Origin of the sequence: Mycoplasma sp. 2704, assembly GCF_034863285.1 — a bacterium.
Taxonomy (GTDB): Bacteria; Bacillota_I; Bacilli_A; order Mycoplasmatales; family Metamycoplasmataceae; genus Mycoplasmopsis.
In genome coordinates, this window is record NZ_JAYFFD010000001.1 from 190,448 (window position 1) to 207,933 (window position 17,486).

The window sequence follows — 17,486 nt, forward strand, 5'->3', positions numbered from 1 at the left end:
TTTTTTGACTGATGAATTAAATTTGTGTAAATGTTCTTTAAATTTCATTAAGCACCTCTCCTTCTAATTCTTGGGTCAATTGCTTCATAAAGAATATCTCTGAATGCATATGATAGAACTGTAAGAAGTGAGAACATAACAATTAAAAATAAGATAACATTGTAGTCTTTTGAAGTAATAGCATTAAGCAACATACCTCCTGAACCAGGAATTAAGAAAATTTGTTCAATGAAGATACTTCCGATGAATGATCCAAAAATAACAGCTGGGAAGAATGTAGCAATTGGGAATAGCGCAGGTTTAAGTGCATGTCTTCAAACGAATCTGTTTCTTGACACACCTTTTAAGTAAGCAAACTTAGCGTGAACTGAGTTAAGCTCTCTGTTAAGCTCTGTTCTAATGTATTTAATATAAACAATGATGCTTCCTAATGAAAGTGCTAGACCAGGAAGTATATAGGTTGCAAAATTATACTGGTCAAATACATAAGGTATTCCGACAACACGTCCGATAAAGACAAGAAGTAAAGCGAAAATAATAGAAGGAACAGATGAGAAAATTGAAACAATAACAGTTGAAATGTTATCTACAAGTCCTCCTGGATTTTTACCAACTCAAATACCAAGTGAAATACCGATTGTAACTGTTAAGAATACTGAGAAAATTCCAACTAAGAATGATTTGTAAAATCTATCTCAAATAAATTCAGTAATAGGACGTTCAGGGAAAAGTGAATAAGAAATACCAAAGTCGCCGTGGAATAGACCATTTAAGTACTTAAAGTATCTTGTAAGTAAAGGTTGATCCAATCCATATTTTGCTTCAATAATTTTTCTTGCAGTTTCATCCTTACCTTGTGTAAGTGGGTTTTCACCTGGAACTGAGTTAATTAAGAAGAATGTAATTGATATAACAATAAATCCGATAACAATAAATTCAGCAATAATTTTTAAGAATTTTCAAGATGTTTTTAAGAATGGTGAATCAATTGAAAGAAGTTTATCTTTAAGCTTTAATTCAACATTTCTTTTACTTCTGAAGATAACTTTGTTATCGTTCAGTTCATAAGTTTTATTATCTACTTGTACTTTTTTCATTAGTTCCCTTCTTTAGTTCTTGGTAATTTTGCCATTGGTGGTCTTGTCATATCGTATGCATATTGAAGTGAGAATCTGAATAAACTATCAACCCCTCCAACTTTTGTAATTTCTCAGTTTGTATCAACTTCCATAAGTGGAATTACAACTGCTGTATCTCTGATAACTTTTTCAAGTCCTGCGATAAATAAGTAAACTCTTGTTTGAGATCAGTTTTCTAAAAGTTCCTCATCTGTGAAGTTTCCTGAGAAGAATGAGTTAATTCTTGAAGTGTATTGTGAAATTGATTCATCTGGATGTTGAAGTGATAACTCAATGAATTTATTTCAGAATACTGGAATTGCATCATCTGGTTTTGCGCTTTCGCTTCTTAATAATTCTTCTTGGTTAAATTGTAATCTTTGTTGTGTTTCATTTGTTAAGTTAGCTATTTGTTCTGTTGTAAATTCAGTAGCTAAATATGTAATAAATGCATTGTTGATTCTGTTTGTTTTAATGTTTTTGTTATTAATAATAATATACCCAAGTAAGTTTTCAACGTATTGCTCTGAATATCTTGCTTTTTTAGATTCATTTAAACTTGCAAGCGCAAGTGAAACAGGTTTTGCGTATTTTTTAACAAATGCTGCTATTTCACTGCTACTTTGTGAAGCTTTTGCTGAATTATAATCTGATGCAATGTTTGCATAGTCCCCTGATAATGAGTTTGAATTAATAATTGTATTAATTCAATTAATGTCAGATTGCATTAATGAAAGTTTTGAAACACTAGCATCTTGTTTTTGAAGTTGTTCAATAACTAATTCACCTATGTAGTCACCATAAATGTATGAACCAACTGGGTTATCTTTGAAAGCAATTGTTTTTTGGTTGATTGTATCAACTTCATCACGTTTGAAGAATACCGATACATAATCCTGTGCTCCGTTACCACCTAATCTATCGTAGTTTTGATAAATAATTTGGTATGCACCTTTTTCAATAAAGCTTGCATATATGTTTTCAGGTAATGTTTTTGATTCAATTGAAATGTAACCATTTGACATAGTTTCAAGAGCACCTTTTAAGAATAAACCAGCGTTCTTTTGTTCTTCTGAACCATTGTTTAAGAATTCAAATTTAACTGATTGTAATTCTGGATGTTTTGCTTTGAATCTATCTAAATAGTATTTTGCTGTTTGAATATCGTAAGTTAAATCTTTACGTTCAGTTTTTTCAAATGTGAATGACTTAGCTAAGTGAACAACGAATTCGTAGTTTTGTAAGTCAAATTCTTTACCATTTTTAGTTGTAGATTTTTGACCTTCAAAGAACATTTCAATGTTTTTACCATCGAATGTTTTGTATTGTCCATAAGATGTTCAAGTGTTAACAGGGAATGAGAAATCTCATCCAACGAATTTAAGAGCTTTTTCTCTGTTAACTGCAAAATACATTGCATTTCTTAAATCTTGATCTTGTAAATATGAATTTCCATTTGTTTCGCTGTCTAAGTTGAAAGCAAAAGCAATTGTTCCATACCCTGTGTTTTTGTTAAGGTATTTTTTCATTTTAGGATCAGATCAATAAAGGTTCATTTTTGAAGCAGGAATATATGTTTGTGAAATTAAACCATCTTCAAAGAATAATGAGTTTGTGTTCTTGTTAGTTGAGAACATAATTTTGATTTTGTTTGAAATTGTGTTTTCAGCATCAAAGTAATCTTTATCTTTTTCAAGAATAATGTAACCATTATCTCCTAAAAGAATACCTTCACCATTTTGTGCAATTTTAAATGGACCTGATGTTAAGAATGTTTTAGGTTCTGAACCATATTTATCAATTCCACCAGCAACAGTTTCAACGTGTTTTCTATTGATTGGGAATAAGTTGTAAAGGATTGTGAATAATAAATATGATAAATCAGGTGTTTTAGTGTCATCAAAAATCATTGTAAATGAGTTTTCACTACTTGAAAGTGCTTTAATTGTTCCTTGTAAGTCTTTGTTTGTTTTATTAAACTCTTGGTATGGGTTTACATACATATTTTTAACAATCTTAATTTGCTTTTTCTCACCATTAACTAAAACTGTAAAGTCTTGAACTTCTTTATCTAAAGCAAAAGAAGAGTTTTCAGGTAATGATAAGTGTTCTGCAATGTAATCGTTATCGTAATCTAAGAATAATTGACCTGTATAGAAACCAAATTCTAATGCAGCTTGCTTAATTGCTTCAACTTCCACAGTATCAAGTGGATTTCCATTTCCATCTTTGATTTGTGAAGCAAACACTTCTTGGTTTGGATTTTGAATGTATCTGTTCAATGCTTCTGATCAAACATAATCTCTACGTCCAAATGGATTTTTATATGATTGTTTGAATTTTTGTTGGTACTCTTTTTGAGCGTCAATAAATTTATCAACTGCTCTAATTCCATATTTTCTAACTGTGTCTAATTTTTGAGACCCTGTGTTAAGGTCTAAAATGTATTCTAAGTAATCTCTAATGTCATTTGAAGTTACAAAGTCACCGTTAGATCACATATTTTGTTTTTTTCTAGTGTATCCTGTAATAGCCATATAGTTATTAGGGTTTCTAGGGTTTCTGTAAGCATAAATAGTACTTTTTTCTTGGATATTTCCATCTGATAAGTCAGCTAATCCACCCACTGTTTGGAAGTTATCAATTCCATAGAATGCATTTGAAATTTTACCTTTACCATCATTATCTAAAAGTTCACTTCTAGATGCATTTAAGTAGTCAGTGAATTTAGCCGAATCTTTAACTGTACTATTTTCCATAACAACAAAGTTGTATGAAGCTTTGTTAAGTAATGATTTAAGTTGAGCTGTAGGACCTGTTTTTAAATATGAGTCCACTAATGATGGAACAATTTTGTCCATTGATTTATATCTAACATAGTTTAAGTTGTTAATTGGTTCAGTTGCTAATCCTAAATCATAATCAATTGATTTTGTGAATAATCCACCTGATTGACAAGATAGTAATGCAATTGACAAGACAACAGGAGCAGAAGCTGCTGTTAATGTCAATAATAATTTATTTTTTAATTTCATCTTCTTCTCCTTATTATCCTGAAATGTTAAATTGGTAATCTACGTAAATAATCGTTTTTCCTGTGTCATTGTTGTTTTCATCTTTTTCAGGCATTATCTTGATTGGTGATTGTTCATCAGCTTTACCGTTTTCAATCATTGCATCAAGGTCACCAATTGTAAATCCACCTATTGTATCTTTATTTTCATTAGCAAAATCAATATAGAATCTGTGTTTTGGTTTTAATAATGAGTTTCTGTATTTAGACATAAGTGCATAATCAGAAATTCAAGATTGGTAACCTAATTGTTCAAGTGTAACTTTAGAATCTGCATCACCTTGTTTTTCATAATAGAAAATGTTGTTTGTTTTATCAATGTTGACAGGTAAGTAGTGCATTTCATTTGTATCAATGTCAGTGAACTTAATGTATTTAACTTGCTCTGCTAATTGATTTGGAATGTATCCATACATAGCAACTGCATCAAGTTTTTTGTTTCTGAACATACCTGAAATTGTTCTTTCTGAAACTCCATAGTTAAGAAGTTGTGAAACAAAGAATGCTTTAGGTCTTGAAGTAATTTTGTTTCCTTCAAAGTCTTTTAATCTAATGTTGTTATCTTGGATGGCATTTCTGTTTTCATCATAAAGTTCCATACCGATTTTTTCTTTTTCAAATCTATCTTTAAAGAATCCGTTGTTATTTGAGATGAAGCTTCCAAAGTAGTTTGAATTTCTTCTTCCATCTTCATTTCTTTGAAGCATTGATGTGTCATTTCAGATTCCAAAAATAGGTTCCTTGAATTGAGTTACAAGTTTTTTATTCTTTTCAATTGATTCGTTAGCTAAATCGATATTAGTTCTTGAAAGTTCTGCTTGTAAGTTATTGAATTCTTGCTCTTTGGCAGCTAATTGTGCTTTAAGGTCAGTGATTTTTTGTTCTGTTTGATTGTATTCGTCGCTACCTTGTTGCATTGAAGCTAATTTTTGTTCTTCAGATTTAATTTGTTCTTTATGATCAGCAATTGCAGCTTCAGCAGCTGGAATTAAATTTAATTTTAAGTTATCAACTTTAGATTTGAATTCAGCAATCTTAATATTTGTTTGAATTTGGAAATCTAAAGTTTGTGCAATGTATTCTTTGTATTTATGTGATTGAATAGCTGCATAAATACCTTGCACCATATCTGATTGACTATTTTTGATATCGTTTAAGTAGGCTAATTTAGTTCCATCAACAATGTAATCAAGTCCAGTAACTGATTCATTTACTCCACCTAAGAATTTTGGTAAGTTACCAAAATTTTCAAAACTTGGTAAGTAAGTTGTTTGAACATAATCTCTTGTTAAAGTTTCAGCAATTGAGTAAATATAATCTGTGAATTTGTCATTTAATAATGGCTCAACTCTTGTTTCATTGTAGTTGAATACATCACTTGATGGTTTACCTGAAGAGAATCCACCATAGTAAATATCACCGATAAGAAGATTTTCTCCAATAACACCAAAGTTTCTAATGAATGTAATGTTTCCTAATAAAAGGATTAAGTCATGAGTATCAAAATATTGTTTGTAATCACTTACACCATATTTTGAAAGAAGTTCATTAAGGAATTCTTGTAATTTAGCTGCATCAAATTGTAATTTTGATTCTGGGTTAATTAATGAAGCGTCTTCAACATAGTTTTCTCTAAATTCAGGACTTTCAATTCTAATTCCATATTCTTTTGAGAAGAATGCTTGGTTAGCAACTAAATCAGTAGCAACATTAAAGTCTTTAACTGCAAGAAGTAAGTTTGAGTTTTTAAACGCTTTCATTGCATAGTTAGCTAAAAGTTGTTGTGATGCACCGATTTCAACTTTTTTATCTGTTGAAACTGTGAAATCACCTGCTAATACAACTGATTTAATTTTGTTTAAATCAAATTTTGATTTTACATAATCTAAATCTCAATTGAATGATTTAGAAGCAACATCAAATGAAGCTTTTGAGTAGTCAATTGATAATAATTCCATCATTTTATCAAGCGAAGCAAAAGCAAGTGATTTTGCAGTTTTGTTTGTATCTAATCTTGTCGCATTAACTTTGTAGTTAGCAACAAAAGCTTCAATTAAGTTTGAATCAGCTTTTTTGTAAGCTGATGAGAATGGATTAAGTCCAACATATTTCACAGTTTTATCAAAAGCATCTGGACCACTTGTAAGTAACTCACGTAAGTTTTCTAAAGTTAACATATTTTGGTCTTTGTCTAAGTAAGTAAACAAGTCTGATGAGTTGTTACCTAATCTAGCAATTCCAAGAGCATATGAAAATGCAATAGAAAAGTTATTTTGTCATCTTCCATCAATTGATTCAAGTCCCAATTCATTAGCGTACTCATTCATTGTTTGACTAAGTCTGTCTTTTGAGTATGTGTATGTACTTAAGAACGCTGAGCTTGAAACATATGGGAATGTATATTTAGTTGAGTTTTGTAAATCTCTGTAGTTTGCAAATGTTAAAACAGAGTTAATGTTTGCTCTATTTTGCATTCTGTATTCTGTATCTATATAACCATAGAATGTGTTAACAATATCTCTAAGTGAACCTTGTAAACTTGAACGAAGTGATAAGTATTGTAATGCTTCTCTGTGTTGTTCAGGTGCATCTTGACCTGGTTGAGCAAAGTTTGCTAAAACAGAGTTGTATTGTGGATCGTATTCAATTTGGTTTCCTCTGTTTTTAAATAATTTAAAGTAGTCATTTAAATCAACTGCATTAAATAAGTCTTTAAGGTAAATTGCAAGTGAACCACCTAATCTTGTCGCATTAGTGTTTCATCCTGAATCAAATAAGTCAGCTTTGATAACTTCTTGAAGTGATTGAACAATTAATCTTTCTTGTGAACGAATGTAGTTTCAGCTTTCTGTATCAAGTTCAACATTTAAAGGAACATTAATAACTGGTGAACCATCTGGTTTTTTGAAGTTAACTTTTGTAATAACTGTTTTGTCATTTACAGTTCCAGTCTCATAAACTCTAACTTTGAATTCATCATCATTGATAAAGTCAACAAATTGCGCAATAGGTTGTCCAGAACCATCTGTTAATTGCTCAATAACGTTTTTAGCAGTTACTTGTGCAAATTTAATTTCACCATTTTCGAATTTTTTGAATACTTTAGATTTTCCAGAAATTGCTGGGTTAAGTGTTCCTGATTGTTCGTCAAATGAGTTTGCAATAAATAAGTCCCCGGGAGCAACTTTTCTAAGTTTAGCTGCTTCAATCATTCCATCATAATCTTGTAAGAAACGTCTTTGTGGGTTAGCTAACACTGTGTAGATGTCTTGTCCAGCTACACCTACAGCACCTCACATTTGATTTTTAGTTTCAACTTCTTGAGAAACAACTTTTCCGTTTTCGTCAAGGATACCAAACTGGAATTTGATGAATTTACCATTTTCAGTTGGAGCACCTAAACTGTTTGTTCTAATAACTGTAAGGTTTGTTCTAGCTTCTAAATAGTTTTTAAGAGATTTGTATGAGTAGAATGAAGAGTCGCTAGCTCCACCACGAGTTGAAAGACCACCAACTAAAATAGGGTTTTTAGAATCGATTCAAGATTGACCTTGATCAAGTGTGTAGTGATGTCCATATTCGTGAGTTGCAACATATTTTAAGAAGTCTGTTGAAATACCTTCAAAGTCTTCAATAAGAGTTCCTAAAACAAGTGGAAGTCCAATTCTATCTGATTCTGAAACACCTTTGTATTCACCTTGAACAATTTTGTATTCATATACCCCTTTATCATTTACAGATTTTTCTAAGTGTGGTCCGTTTAATGATTTAAGTAAGTGTGGGTATTTTTCTAGAACTTTTTCAGCAAGTCCATTATAAACTTCTGTATAAACTTGGTATTTTCTTGAATCAAGTCCTCTTAATGTTTGTCCATTAGCATCTTTTTCTTCACTTGTGTAACCTAAAATAAGAGGAGTAATTGAACCTAAATATCCAGCAGCTTCCTTAAATTGAGCAAATCCAGCTGGTGAATAATTATTTGAAGCACTTGCGACAAATTGTTCACGTAAGATAAATCTGTTTGAGTCTTCAAGTTTAACTGAAAGCATATGTGTTGAACCAGAGTTTTGAATTGTAAACTCTTTAATTTCACATTCTTTAACTAATGTTTTTTGTTCTTCATAAGTTTTATCTTTTAAAGCAGGAACTTCATTGATTGCTTTAACAAATGAATCAAAGTAGTAAGTTTTATCTCCTTCTTTATAAACAAAAAGTTTTGTTCCAACATATGAATTAATGTCATAAAAATCTAAGAAGTGAATAATATCTTCATTTATAGCTTTTACGAAGTTTCTGTATGTAATTGCTGAAGCTTCAGAAATTCTTGTAAAGTCTAAACTTGTTCTAACATCAAAGTCACCTCTAGCAGCAATAACTTGATCAAGTTTTGCTTTATCAGTTTCTGAAAGTGAATCTCTATCAAAGTTTTTAACCGCGTCTGAGTCAGCTTTATTTTTGTAATCAAAGAAGACTTCAAAAGTTGTTTTCTTTTTTTCTGTATTGTAGTTACTGTTAACATCTTTAATAATAACTGGTTTGAAGTCACTTAATGAAACTGTACCAAAGTTAGGTTTGAGTTCCTCTGCAACTTTTGCAAATTCTTCAGAACTAATGTTGCTTGGCAAGTAAACAGTTTGAATTTTTTCAACATCAAGTTGTGGCGCTGAACCTGGAATGTAAACTAAGAATTCTTTGTTAATTAATTTTCTTGGAATAGTAATTTCTCTAAATGCTGTATTGTTAGGTAGCATTGAAGAGTTTTTAATTGCAGTTGCTAAAGGAATGTTATTTAAGAACATATCAACATCAGCTTTAGGAACTTCATAATTAAATGTTGAATAAGTTAACGCATCTTGTGCATTTCCTCTACCACCAACCGTTGAGTAGTAAGGTAATGAACCAAAGAATGCATCAGGGAAGAATTTAATTTCGCTGTATTCTTTGTGCAATGTTGAGTGAGACCCTAAAGTAATAGCATTACCATTTTGCTCAACTCCTGGAACAATTCTAAATGAGTCTAAAGTTAAGAGGTCAGGACCTCAAGATACGTTTGACATAAATCAATTTGAAAATTCAATAAATTGTTTTGGTCTAACAGCTAAAACGTACTCATTGTAAAAACTGAATGAGCCGTATTTAACTTCTAATATGAATGATTCATTGTATCTTTTGTAATATTCTTTGAAAAATTCGTCAAATGAATATTTTTCTGTTTCGCCAACAAAATTGTATTCATTGTAAGTTCCATTGTTTGAAACTACATTAGCAACAATTTTTGATTTAAGTGGATCTAAAACAGAAACTTCAGGTTTAATTTGATCATTTTCATCATAGAATTTTTTAAAGTTGTTTACAAACAATTTTTGATCAACTGGATTTGTTGGTCCATTCTTTTCGTCAGAATTATTTGCATATCCGTAAATTGAACCAACAGCAATACCGGACGCTCCTGCTAATATACCTAATGCTAATAAAACTTTGTATTTTAAAGCTAAATTTTTCATATAGTACTCCTTTATTGAATTTCAAATTTTGATTAAAAATCCTTATTTATATATAAATATATAAATAAATTCAATTTTACATTAAATGTAGATTTTTCAAAAGCTTATTATGTTCTTTTTTAGTTCTTTTTTGATCATTTTTACTAATAAAGTGAGGAGAAAAATGAAGAAAATAAAAATATTTAAAAATAAATGACTAACAATTTTGGGTTCACTAATGGTCGCAGGTTCAATCGGTGTAGGAACTTGATTAATTGTAAGAAATATTCAGTCTGCACCAGTGTCTAGTGAACCAATCGAAAAGAAAGAAAATAAAAGCAAAATCAATGTACCCGTTGTGCAACCTGCACCTATTTTTAATACTCCTGTAGGTGTAAATGAATCGAGAGTATTGTCAAACACTGTAAATTATGAAGATGCAATTTTTAGTAAATTCAATGCACTAACAGAACTAAATCAATCAAACCTTAGTTCATTTACTAATGCTAATTCAAATACTTGAATAAATTATGTTGCAAGCATTTTAAGTGCCCAAGCAAAAATGCATTTATTAGATTTTCCTGACCTTAAATGACATAATTCAACCTTATTGCATGGTAGAAATGTTTACAAAGACTTTTTTATTCAAGAACCTCAAAATATGAATAAATTTTTAGAAAACATAAAACAATATAGAGAATTTGTTGTAGGACAAATGAAATCATCAATTAAGTGGCTTAAAGAATTTAAAAATTTATGAACTAATTTTGAATTTCACAATTTAAACACAACAGAACAAGAAGTGTTGAATAAAATAAATAACATTGTTGAAAGTCATATTTTAGAATGTGAAAAAATCATAAACTTCCTTGAAAATCACATATTAACAAAAGCAAATGTAGAAGAGTTTGTTCCATTAATTGAGGATTTATGTTTTAAAAATGACCAGTTATGAAATAACTATCACGCTGAATTAGAAGGTATTAAAAGTAATTATCAATATTTAGATAAGTTAGATAATGAATTAATTAGTTTGAATTTATCAAGTATAAAATTAATGAGTCTGAATTGACAAATTCAATCAAATTTAATTCAAACTAACAACTATTTAAGTGCTCATTTCAAAACAGATACAGAATTACTTTCAAAACTAAAACACCTAGCAGATAGTGAAATTAGGAATAAATTTATCGAATATTTAACTCAGAAATACAACAAATTTATAACACTTTTTAACTATATGAAGGGTTATATTAATGAAACCAATTCAGATGAGCTCAAAGATATATTAGATGAAACCGTCACAAAATATAATCAAATTATTGAAGAAGATCCTATTGAACTAATTTATAAGAAAATAAGATTTGTAACCGATAATTTACAAGTTATCTACAATAAAGTTCTCGAAATGCAAACTGCAAATTTAACCGTACTCAATAGAGCAACAGGTTCATATCAATCTTACAAAGACTTTTATAACAATAATTTTGACAGATTAGAACCATTATTAATTGAAAAAGCAAAATTAGAACTTCAGGATTTCTTTTTAGGCGAACAACTTTGAATGATCACTGAAAAAACCAAAGAAGCAAACATCGCTCATAATGAATTCATTAATTCAAGTTACTTTAATACTAATAAAGAAGAGAAAATTAAATTTTGATTTACTCAATTGCAAACAGCTAAAGAAACTTTGGAAAGTCTAAAACAAAATTCAGATTTTAGATTGAACACTGTTAAAAATGAAATATTAACTATAAACAGTTCAGAACCAAATTATGATTTTGCAAAAATTGAAAGCAATAATAGTCAAATTACATCAGACCAAGAAATGTTACTTAAAGCATTTTCAAGCATTAATAATTTTGTAATTAACACTTTTTGAGAAAACAAATTAACCCTTGCTGACTATAATGAAAGTTGAATCACTGACGAAATCAGACAGCAAGTTAATGATTTTAAAGAAGAATATAAAGCTAATTTAAAATCAAACTTACAATCCAATTTTCAAATTAATGTTTCAAAATTCACTAAAGTAAATGAATTTCTAACAAATATACTTACAAATCTAAAAAATGATTCAAATAGAAAACAAAATATCAAAACATTCTTAACAACTAAGATAAAGGAAATCAATAAATTAGTTGATGATAGTTTTAAATGTGTAGAGAAAGCTAAGAGAGACATTAAAGAAGCTGAAAAAGATCCTGAGAAACTCAGACAATACAAAGAAGATGGTAGATATGAATTAGATTTAATGACAATTGATTACCATAGTGCTGAGTATAAAAGATACCTAAGTTACAAAAACACATTGGACATAGCTATAAAAAGATATGTGACTGATCCTGCGAACATTGAAAAGTTATTAGAAAAACAAATTTCTGATAATCAAAAATTAACTGAGGATTTAAACCTTATTAAGTTCAAATTTAGTAATTAAAAAAATTAAAAACTGGTTTTTGATACCAGTTTTTAACTAAATAAATTATTGATTGTTTTTAATGTATGTTTTCTCAACAAATCTTAATAATTCAATTGAACCATCGTATTGAGCGAATAATAATGCTAAATCGAATGGTGTAAATTCACTATTATCATCATATGTTCGGTAAACATTTAAATTGAATTTTAAGTATGAACTTCTTGAAATTGAGAAGTTATCTGAATTTAAGAAGTTGTAGTAAGCTACTCTAGCTTGTTGTAATTGTTGTTTTTTCTCATCTTTTAAACTAGCGTCAGCTTTTAAGTATGCTAAGTTAGCTTGATAGTAAGCTGATTCTAAATTCATCATTTCTGTGTATAACTCTGATTTAGGTTTTCCTGATGCTTCTTGTTCATCTGTTAAATATTCAAAACCATCAGCGTTAGCAAAAATTATATTTCTAAATGTTAAATCTTTTTTAACTAAATTATCAATAGCTTTGTGTGTTGCATCATAAACAACTTTATCTTGGTGGTCTTCACTAATTGAAGTTTCTGATAATTCGGCTGAAACTGATTTATACATTTGTCTAATAAATGCATAAATTTCTTGACCTGGAACAATGTATAAACTTTGTTTTGCTTTCTTATCTTGTCTTCTAAAGTTTTCAATGTTTGAGTTTTCTCTTTCAATATCATCTGCAATAAGTTTCATAAATGTTTCACCAGCAGCTGGTAATTTACCAAAGTTAGCTGAATATTCAACGGCTTTTTCATTAAGTGAAGCAACTTTAGAATTTAAGTCATCAAGAGACATTGAATCATAAGCGTGGTCACTGAATGTAGTTGCAAATTCACCTCATTCATAGTCTAATTCGTCTCTGAATCCTTGGTAATCATCTAATGCATAAAATACTCCACCTTCTTCTCTAGCAGCTGTCATTTTTACATTTAATTGCTCAAATTGTGAGTATTTGTTGTTTAAGTATGCTCTAGCATCTGTTTCATTTGCAAATTCACCCTGTTTTAAAGAGTTAGCAAATGTTGTATATTCATCTAATAAAGCTAACCCGTTTGTGTATTTATCACCTGATCTGTTGTCTTTGTAAATATCAGCAAATTTTACGTAAAGCATATCCATGTTACCATCGTTTTCATCACCAACTTTTTGTTCTAATACTGATTTGAAGTCAGCTAAAACTTTGTAAGTTTCAGCAAAACCTTCTGTATTAGAATCAGCAACAAATTGATCTCATTTATTAATAATTGTTCTGAAATTGTCTACAGCACTATTGAAAAAGTCTGTAATTTGGCTAAATGTAAATTCAAACATTCCATCAGCTCCTGTTAATGCTGAATATGCATCAATAACTGCTTGAACTTTAGCTTTATCTTCATTTAGAGTAGATGAGTATTGTTCAATTGTTGTGTAATCTGGATGGTTAATTGTATCTAAATTGTATGAACTTACTAATTCTTTTAATTTTGCTTTGATAGCTTCTGAATCAGCGATTGAATCTTCTGCAGATTTAATTCTTGCTTGATATTTTGAAGCTGATTTTGAAAGCTGTAAAATAGCTTCCATTTCTTCAGATTTTGGATCAATGCCTTGAAGTTTTCAGTATTCAAATAAGTTAACTAATGTGTGTAATTTAAAGTCAAAAGCTTTAATTAACATGTATCTATCAACTGCTGAAACAAATTGTTCTTGTGAAAGAGCTTTAATTTCGTTCATTTGCTTAATAGCTCATATATTGAATTTTTTATATGATTTGTAAATTGCTGAGTTTTCATCTCCATCATACATTTGTTCATTTCATTTTGCCTTAACTTTTCTATTGTATAGAGCATATGTGCTACCGCTGTAGGCTCCATCATACATTTCGTTAGCTTTTGCGTTAATATCAGCAAGAATTTGTGTTGTATCAATATTGTATTTTGATAAATCATTTTCCGATTTTGAAAGAACGTATAATAACCCCTCTAATGTGGTTTGTTTAGGGATAAATTGGTATCTAATAACATTGAAAAGATCATCACGGAATTGGTTGTAAAGATTTGTGTAGTAAACTGAAGGTAAGTATTTGATTCCTGTGTTTTTGTAGAATTCTGAGAACTTGTCTGCAATTTCTTTAGAAACTGGTTTTAATTGCTCCAAAACTTCTGCATCAATGATTTCATTTGATAATGGGAATTTAGAAATTCTTAATGAAGGAACCATTAATGAAGGTCTATATTCATTGAATGAATTTGTGTTGTAAATGTATTTGCTTCAGAATTGAATTTCTAATGCTTGGAAGTTAATAAATTGTTCGTCTAAGTTTGTAGATGTATTTAATGCTTCTTCATAGTTTGTTTTAACACCATTAACTAATTGAATGTTTTCATCAACTTTTGCACTTTCTTCAGCTGATAAAGTTGAACGATCCATACTTGATAAGTTAGCTGCAACATTTTCTAAATCTTTAATTCTTCATTGGAATAATGAATTCATGAATTCTTCTTTGGGAAACGGCATTTCAACTTTAGCTTCAGGGAAGTAATTTTTAATAATTGTGTATCAGTTTAAAGCATACATTGTTTGAGCATAGAAATAGTTAATGTTATCGTAGTCGTCTTCTTGAGCTTCATATTCTTTACTACTTTTTTCTCATGTTGAAACAGCACCATCAATGATTGATTGGTTTGATTTATAAAGTTCAGGGTATTTTGATTTAAATGAGCTTAAGTAGAAAAGAATTGCCTTTGTGATTTTAAGTAATGATTGCTTACCTGAAGGAGCTCTCTTTACCATTTTTGACTTAACATCTTCTAATTCGTTTTTAGCAATTTCTAATTGATCGTTAAGAGCCTGAATTTCTCTTTCTTTTTCTGCTAATGTTTCCTTGTTTGCACCTTCAGTGTCGGCTTTAAGATCTTCTAATTCCTTTTTAGCTGCTTCAAGTTGTTTTTCAATTGCAACAACTTCTAAGTTTTTATCAACAAATCCACGTAATAATACGTCTGCAGCTTGATCTTTTAATGTTTGTAAAAAGTCAGCTAATTTCTTAACGTCTGAATCTGATAAAACTTCTTTTTTATCTAATTCAGCAATTAAAGCAAATAATTCATTTTGTTTTTTTGAAACTAATTGATCTAAGCTATCTCCAGATTTAGCAACTGAACTGTATTTGTTAAATTCAGCTTGAATATCTGTGTTTAATTTTGATTTTTCTGCTTTAAGTTCTGCTTGACTTTTTTGTGAGCTTGATGAGTTATTACATGATACTAATAACATTGGTGAAAGTAATGTTGCACCACTTAAACCTAAAACTAATGATTTTAATCTTGCTTTCATATGATTTATCCTTTATTTTATTGATTTTTTTAGTTAATTTGATTTTATAAGTTTTATTATAAATTAATTTATTAATTTATAAAGAAAAACGCACATTCCAAGTGATTAGAATATGCGTTATATCAAAATAGAAGTTAAGTAAGAACTACTTAACAACCATTCCAGCTACTTCGTCAGCAAAGTTTGATTGAACTTTTTCAATACCTTCACCAACTTCAAATCTAACAGCTGAAACTAACTCATCATTGTGATTTGATAAGTATTTTTCAACTGATACTGAATCGTCAACAACAACAGGTTGTTTAGCTAAAACGATTTCTGATAATTGTTTGTTTAATCAACCTTCTGTAATTTGTTGTTGTATTTTTTCTGGTTTAGAGTCAAAACCATTTGGTTTCTCAAATCCTGCTTTGATTTCTTCTAATTTTTCTGCAGGGATATCTGAAACTAATGTGAATTCAGGATTCATAGCTGAAACATGCATTGCCACGTTTTTAGCAGCTTCTACATTGTTACCTTTAACTGTAACTACTGCTGCAACTTGACGGTTAACATGAACGTATATACCTAAAACTTGGTCTTCTTCAGCAACTACTCTTTGAATCCGACGAAGAGAAATTTTTTCTCCAATAACTGATGTAGCTTGAATTAAAGCTTGTTCAACAGTTTCGTTGTCATTCATTTTTGTAGCTAAGGCTTCTTCTAAGGTGTTAGCCTTTGATTCAAAAACTGATTTTGTAACTTCGTTTAATAAGTTAAGGAACTTGTCGTTCTTAGCAACGAAATCGGTTTCTGAGTTAATTTCAACCATAACAGCTTCTTTATCTGTTCCATGAGCTGAAACTGCACCTTCAGCAGTAATACGACCTGCTTTTTTAGCAGCTTTAACAATTCCATTTTCTTTTAATCATTGAATAGCTTTTTCAATGTCGTATTCTGTAGCTTCTAATGCTTTTTTAACATCGATTAAGGCTGAATTTGTTCTAGCTCTTAATTCTTTAATTTTTTCCATTTTCATGTCTGCCATGATTACTCCTTAATTAAATTATTTTGTGATTAATTAGTTGTTTGAGTTTTCTTCTTGTTTTTGGAATGAAGGTAAAACAACTTTATCGTCTTCTTGGTATGCAAATTTAACTTGTCCACCACGTGCTTTAACAATAGCGTCAGCTAAAATTGTCATAATTAAAGCGATTGATTTTGAAGAGTCATCGTTTGCAGGAATTCCGAAGTCTAATAAATCTGGGTTAGCATTTGTATCTAAAATACCAATAACTTTGATTTTCTTTCTTTTAGCTTCTTTAACTGCGATTGCATCTTCATTTGGATCAGCAACAATCATTACTTGTGGTAATCTGTTCATGTTTCTGATTCCATCTAAGTTTTTGTGTAATTTATCTAATTTCTTTTGCAAGTCTAAAGCTTCTTTCTTTGTGTATCCAGCAAATCCGTTAGCTGCTTTAGCTTCTAATTCTTTCATTTTGTTTACACGTGACATGATTGTTTGGTTGTTTGTTAATGTACCACCTAATCATCTTTCTGTTACGTATAATGAGTTTGTTCTTTCAGCTGCTTCTTTAACTGCTTCTCTAGCTTGTTTTTTTGTACCAACAAAAATAAATTGTGCATTTTTAGATGCTAATGTGTTTACTAATGAGTAAGCGTATTCTAAGTATTTTTGTGTTTTGATAATGTCAATAATGTGTGATCCTTTGTTCTTTTTGTTTGGAACAATGTAATCTTTCATTTTTGGGTTTCAAGCGTGAGTTTTGTGTCCGAAGTATGCTCCAGCTTCTAATAATTTTGTTTTTGAAACAATTGGTGTTCTTTGTTGTTTTTCAACAACTTTAACATTTTCTTTTTTGTTTTCTGCGTTGTTCATAATTTTAATTTCCTTTTAGTTTGTTTTGCTACGTAAATATTTCGAGCACCTAGCACTATGATTAGCACACCCAAGTGAATCCATATTTACTGATATATTTGTTAATTTTTGTAAGAGTAGTTTTAAAACTCTTGTAATCTATTGTATTACATTTTTCATTATTTCAAAG

Annotated in this window: 7 protein-coding genes; 1 reads left to right on the forward strand and 6 read right to left on the reverse strand. The window is 29.7% G+C overall.

The window, feature by feature from the left end; genetic code table 4:
• Nucleotides 1–47 precede the first annotated feature (47 nt).
• The 3 genes from VBM90_RS00555 to VBM90_RS00565 are packed head-to-tail and all read right to left on the reverse strand — an operon-like array spanning nucleotide 48 to nucleotide 9,695.
• Nucleotides 48–1,097, reverse strand: coding sequence for an ABC transporter permease (locus VBM90_RS00555; protein WP_323176463.1), 1,050 nt, complete (start codon nucleotides 1,095–1,097; stop codon nucleotides 48–50).
• A complete protein-coding gene (locus VBM90_RS00560; RefSeq protein WP_323176464.1) occupies nucleotides 1,097–4,153 on the reverse strand; it encodes a hypothetical protein in 3,057 nt (1,018 codons plus the stop codon). Before VBM90_RS00560 ends, VBM90_RS00555 begins: the two co-directional genes overlap by 1 nt.
• 13 nt (nucleotides 4,154–4,166) lie before the next feature.
• Complete coding sequence (locus VBM90_RS00565) at nucleotides 4,167–9,695, reverse strand: PDxFFG protein (protein WP_323176465.1); 5,529 nt, start codon at nucleotides 9,693–9,695, stop codon at nucleotides 4,167–4,169.
• Between the two features lie 163 nt (nucleotides 9,696–9,858).
• Between VBM90_RS00565 and VBM90_RS00570 the strand changes: the two genes are divergently transcribed.
• Complete coding sequence (locus VBM90_RS00570) at nucleotides 9,859–12,117, forward strand: hypothetical protein (RefSeq protein WP_323176466.1); 2,259 nt, start codon at nucleotides 9,859–9,861, stop codon at nucleotides 12,115–12,117.
• 45 nt (nucleotides 12,118–12,162) lie between these two features.
• Here the strand turns inward: VBM90_RS00570 and VBM90_RS00575 are convergent, their stop codons facing one another.
• From VBM90_RS00575 to rpsB, 3 genes are all read right to left on the reverse strand, one after another.
• Nucleotides 12,163–15,435: a hypothetical protein gene (locus tag VBM90_RS00575; protein WP_323176467.1), complete on the reverse strand. Its 3,273-nt coding sequence runs from the start codon at nucleotides 15,433–15,435 to the stop codon at nucleotides 12,163–12,165.
• A gap of 145 nt (nucleotides 15,436–15,580) precedes the next feature.
• Nucleotides 15,581–16,462: a translation elongation factor Ts gene (tsf, locus tag VBM90_RS00580; RefSeq protein ID WP_257089564.1), complete on the reverse strand. Its 882-nt coding sequence runs from the start codon at nucleotides 16,460–16,462 to the stop codon at nucleotides 15,581–15,583.
• A 33-nt stretch (nucleotides 16,463–16,495) separates the two neighbouring features.
• Nucleotides 16,496–17,317: a 30S ribosomal protein S2 gene (rpsB, locus tag VBM90_RS00585; RefSeq protein ID WP_323176468.1), complete on the reverse strand. Its 822-nt coding sequence runs from the start codon at nucleotides 17,315–17,317 to the stop codon at nucleotides 16,496–16,498.
• Nucleotides 17,318–17,486: the final 169 nt, after the last annotated feature.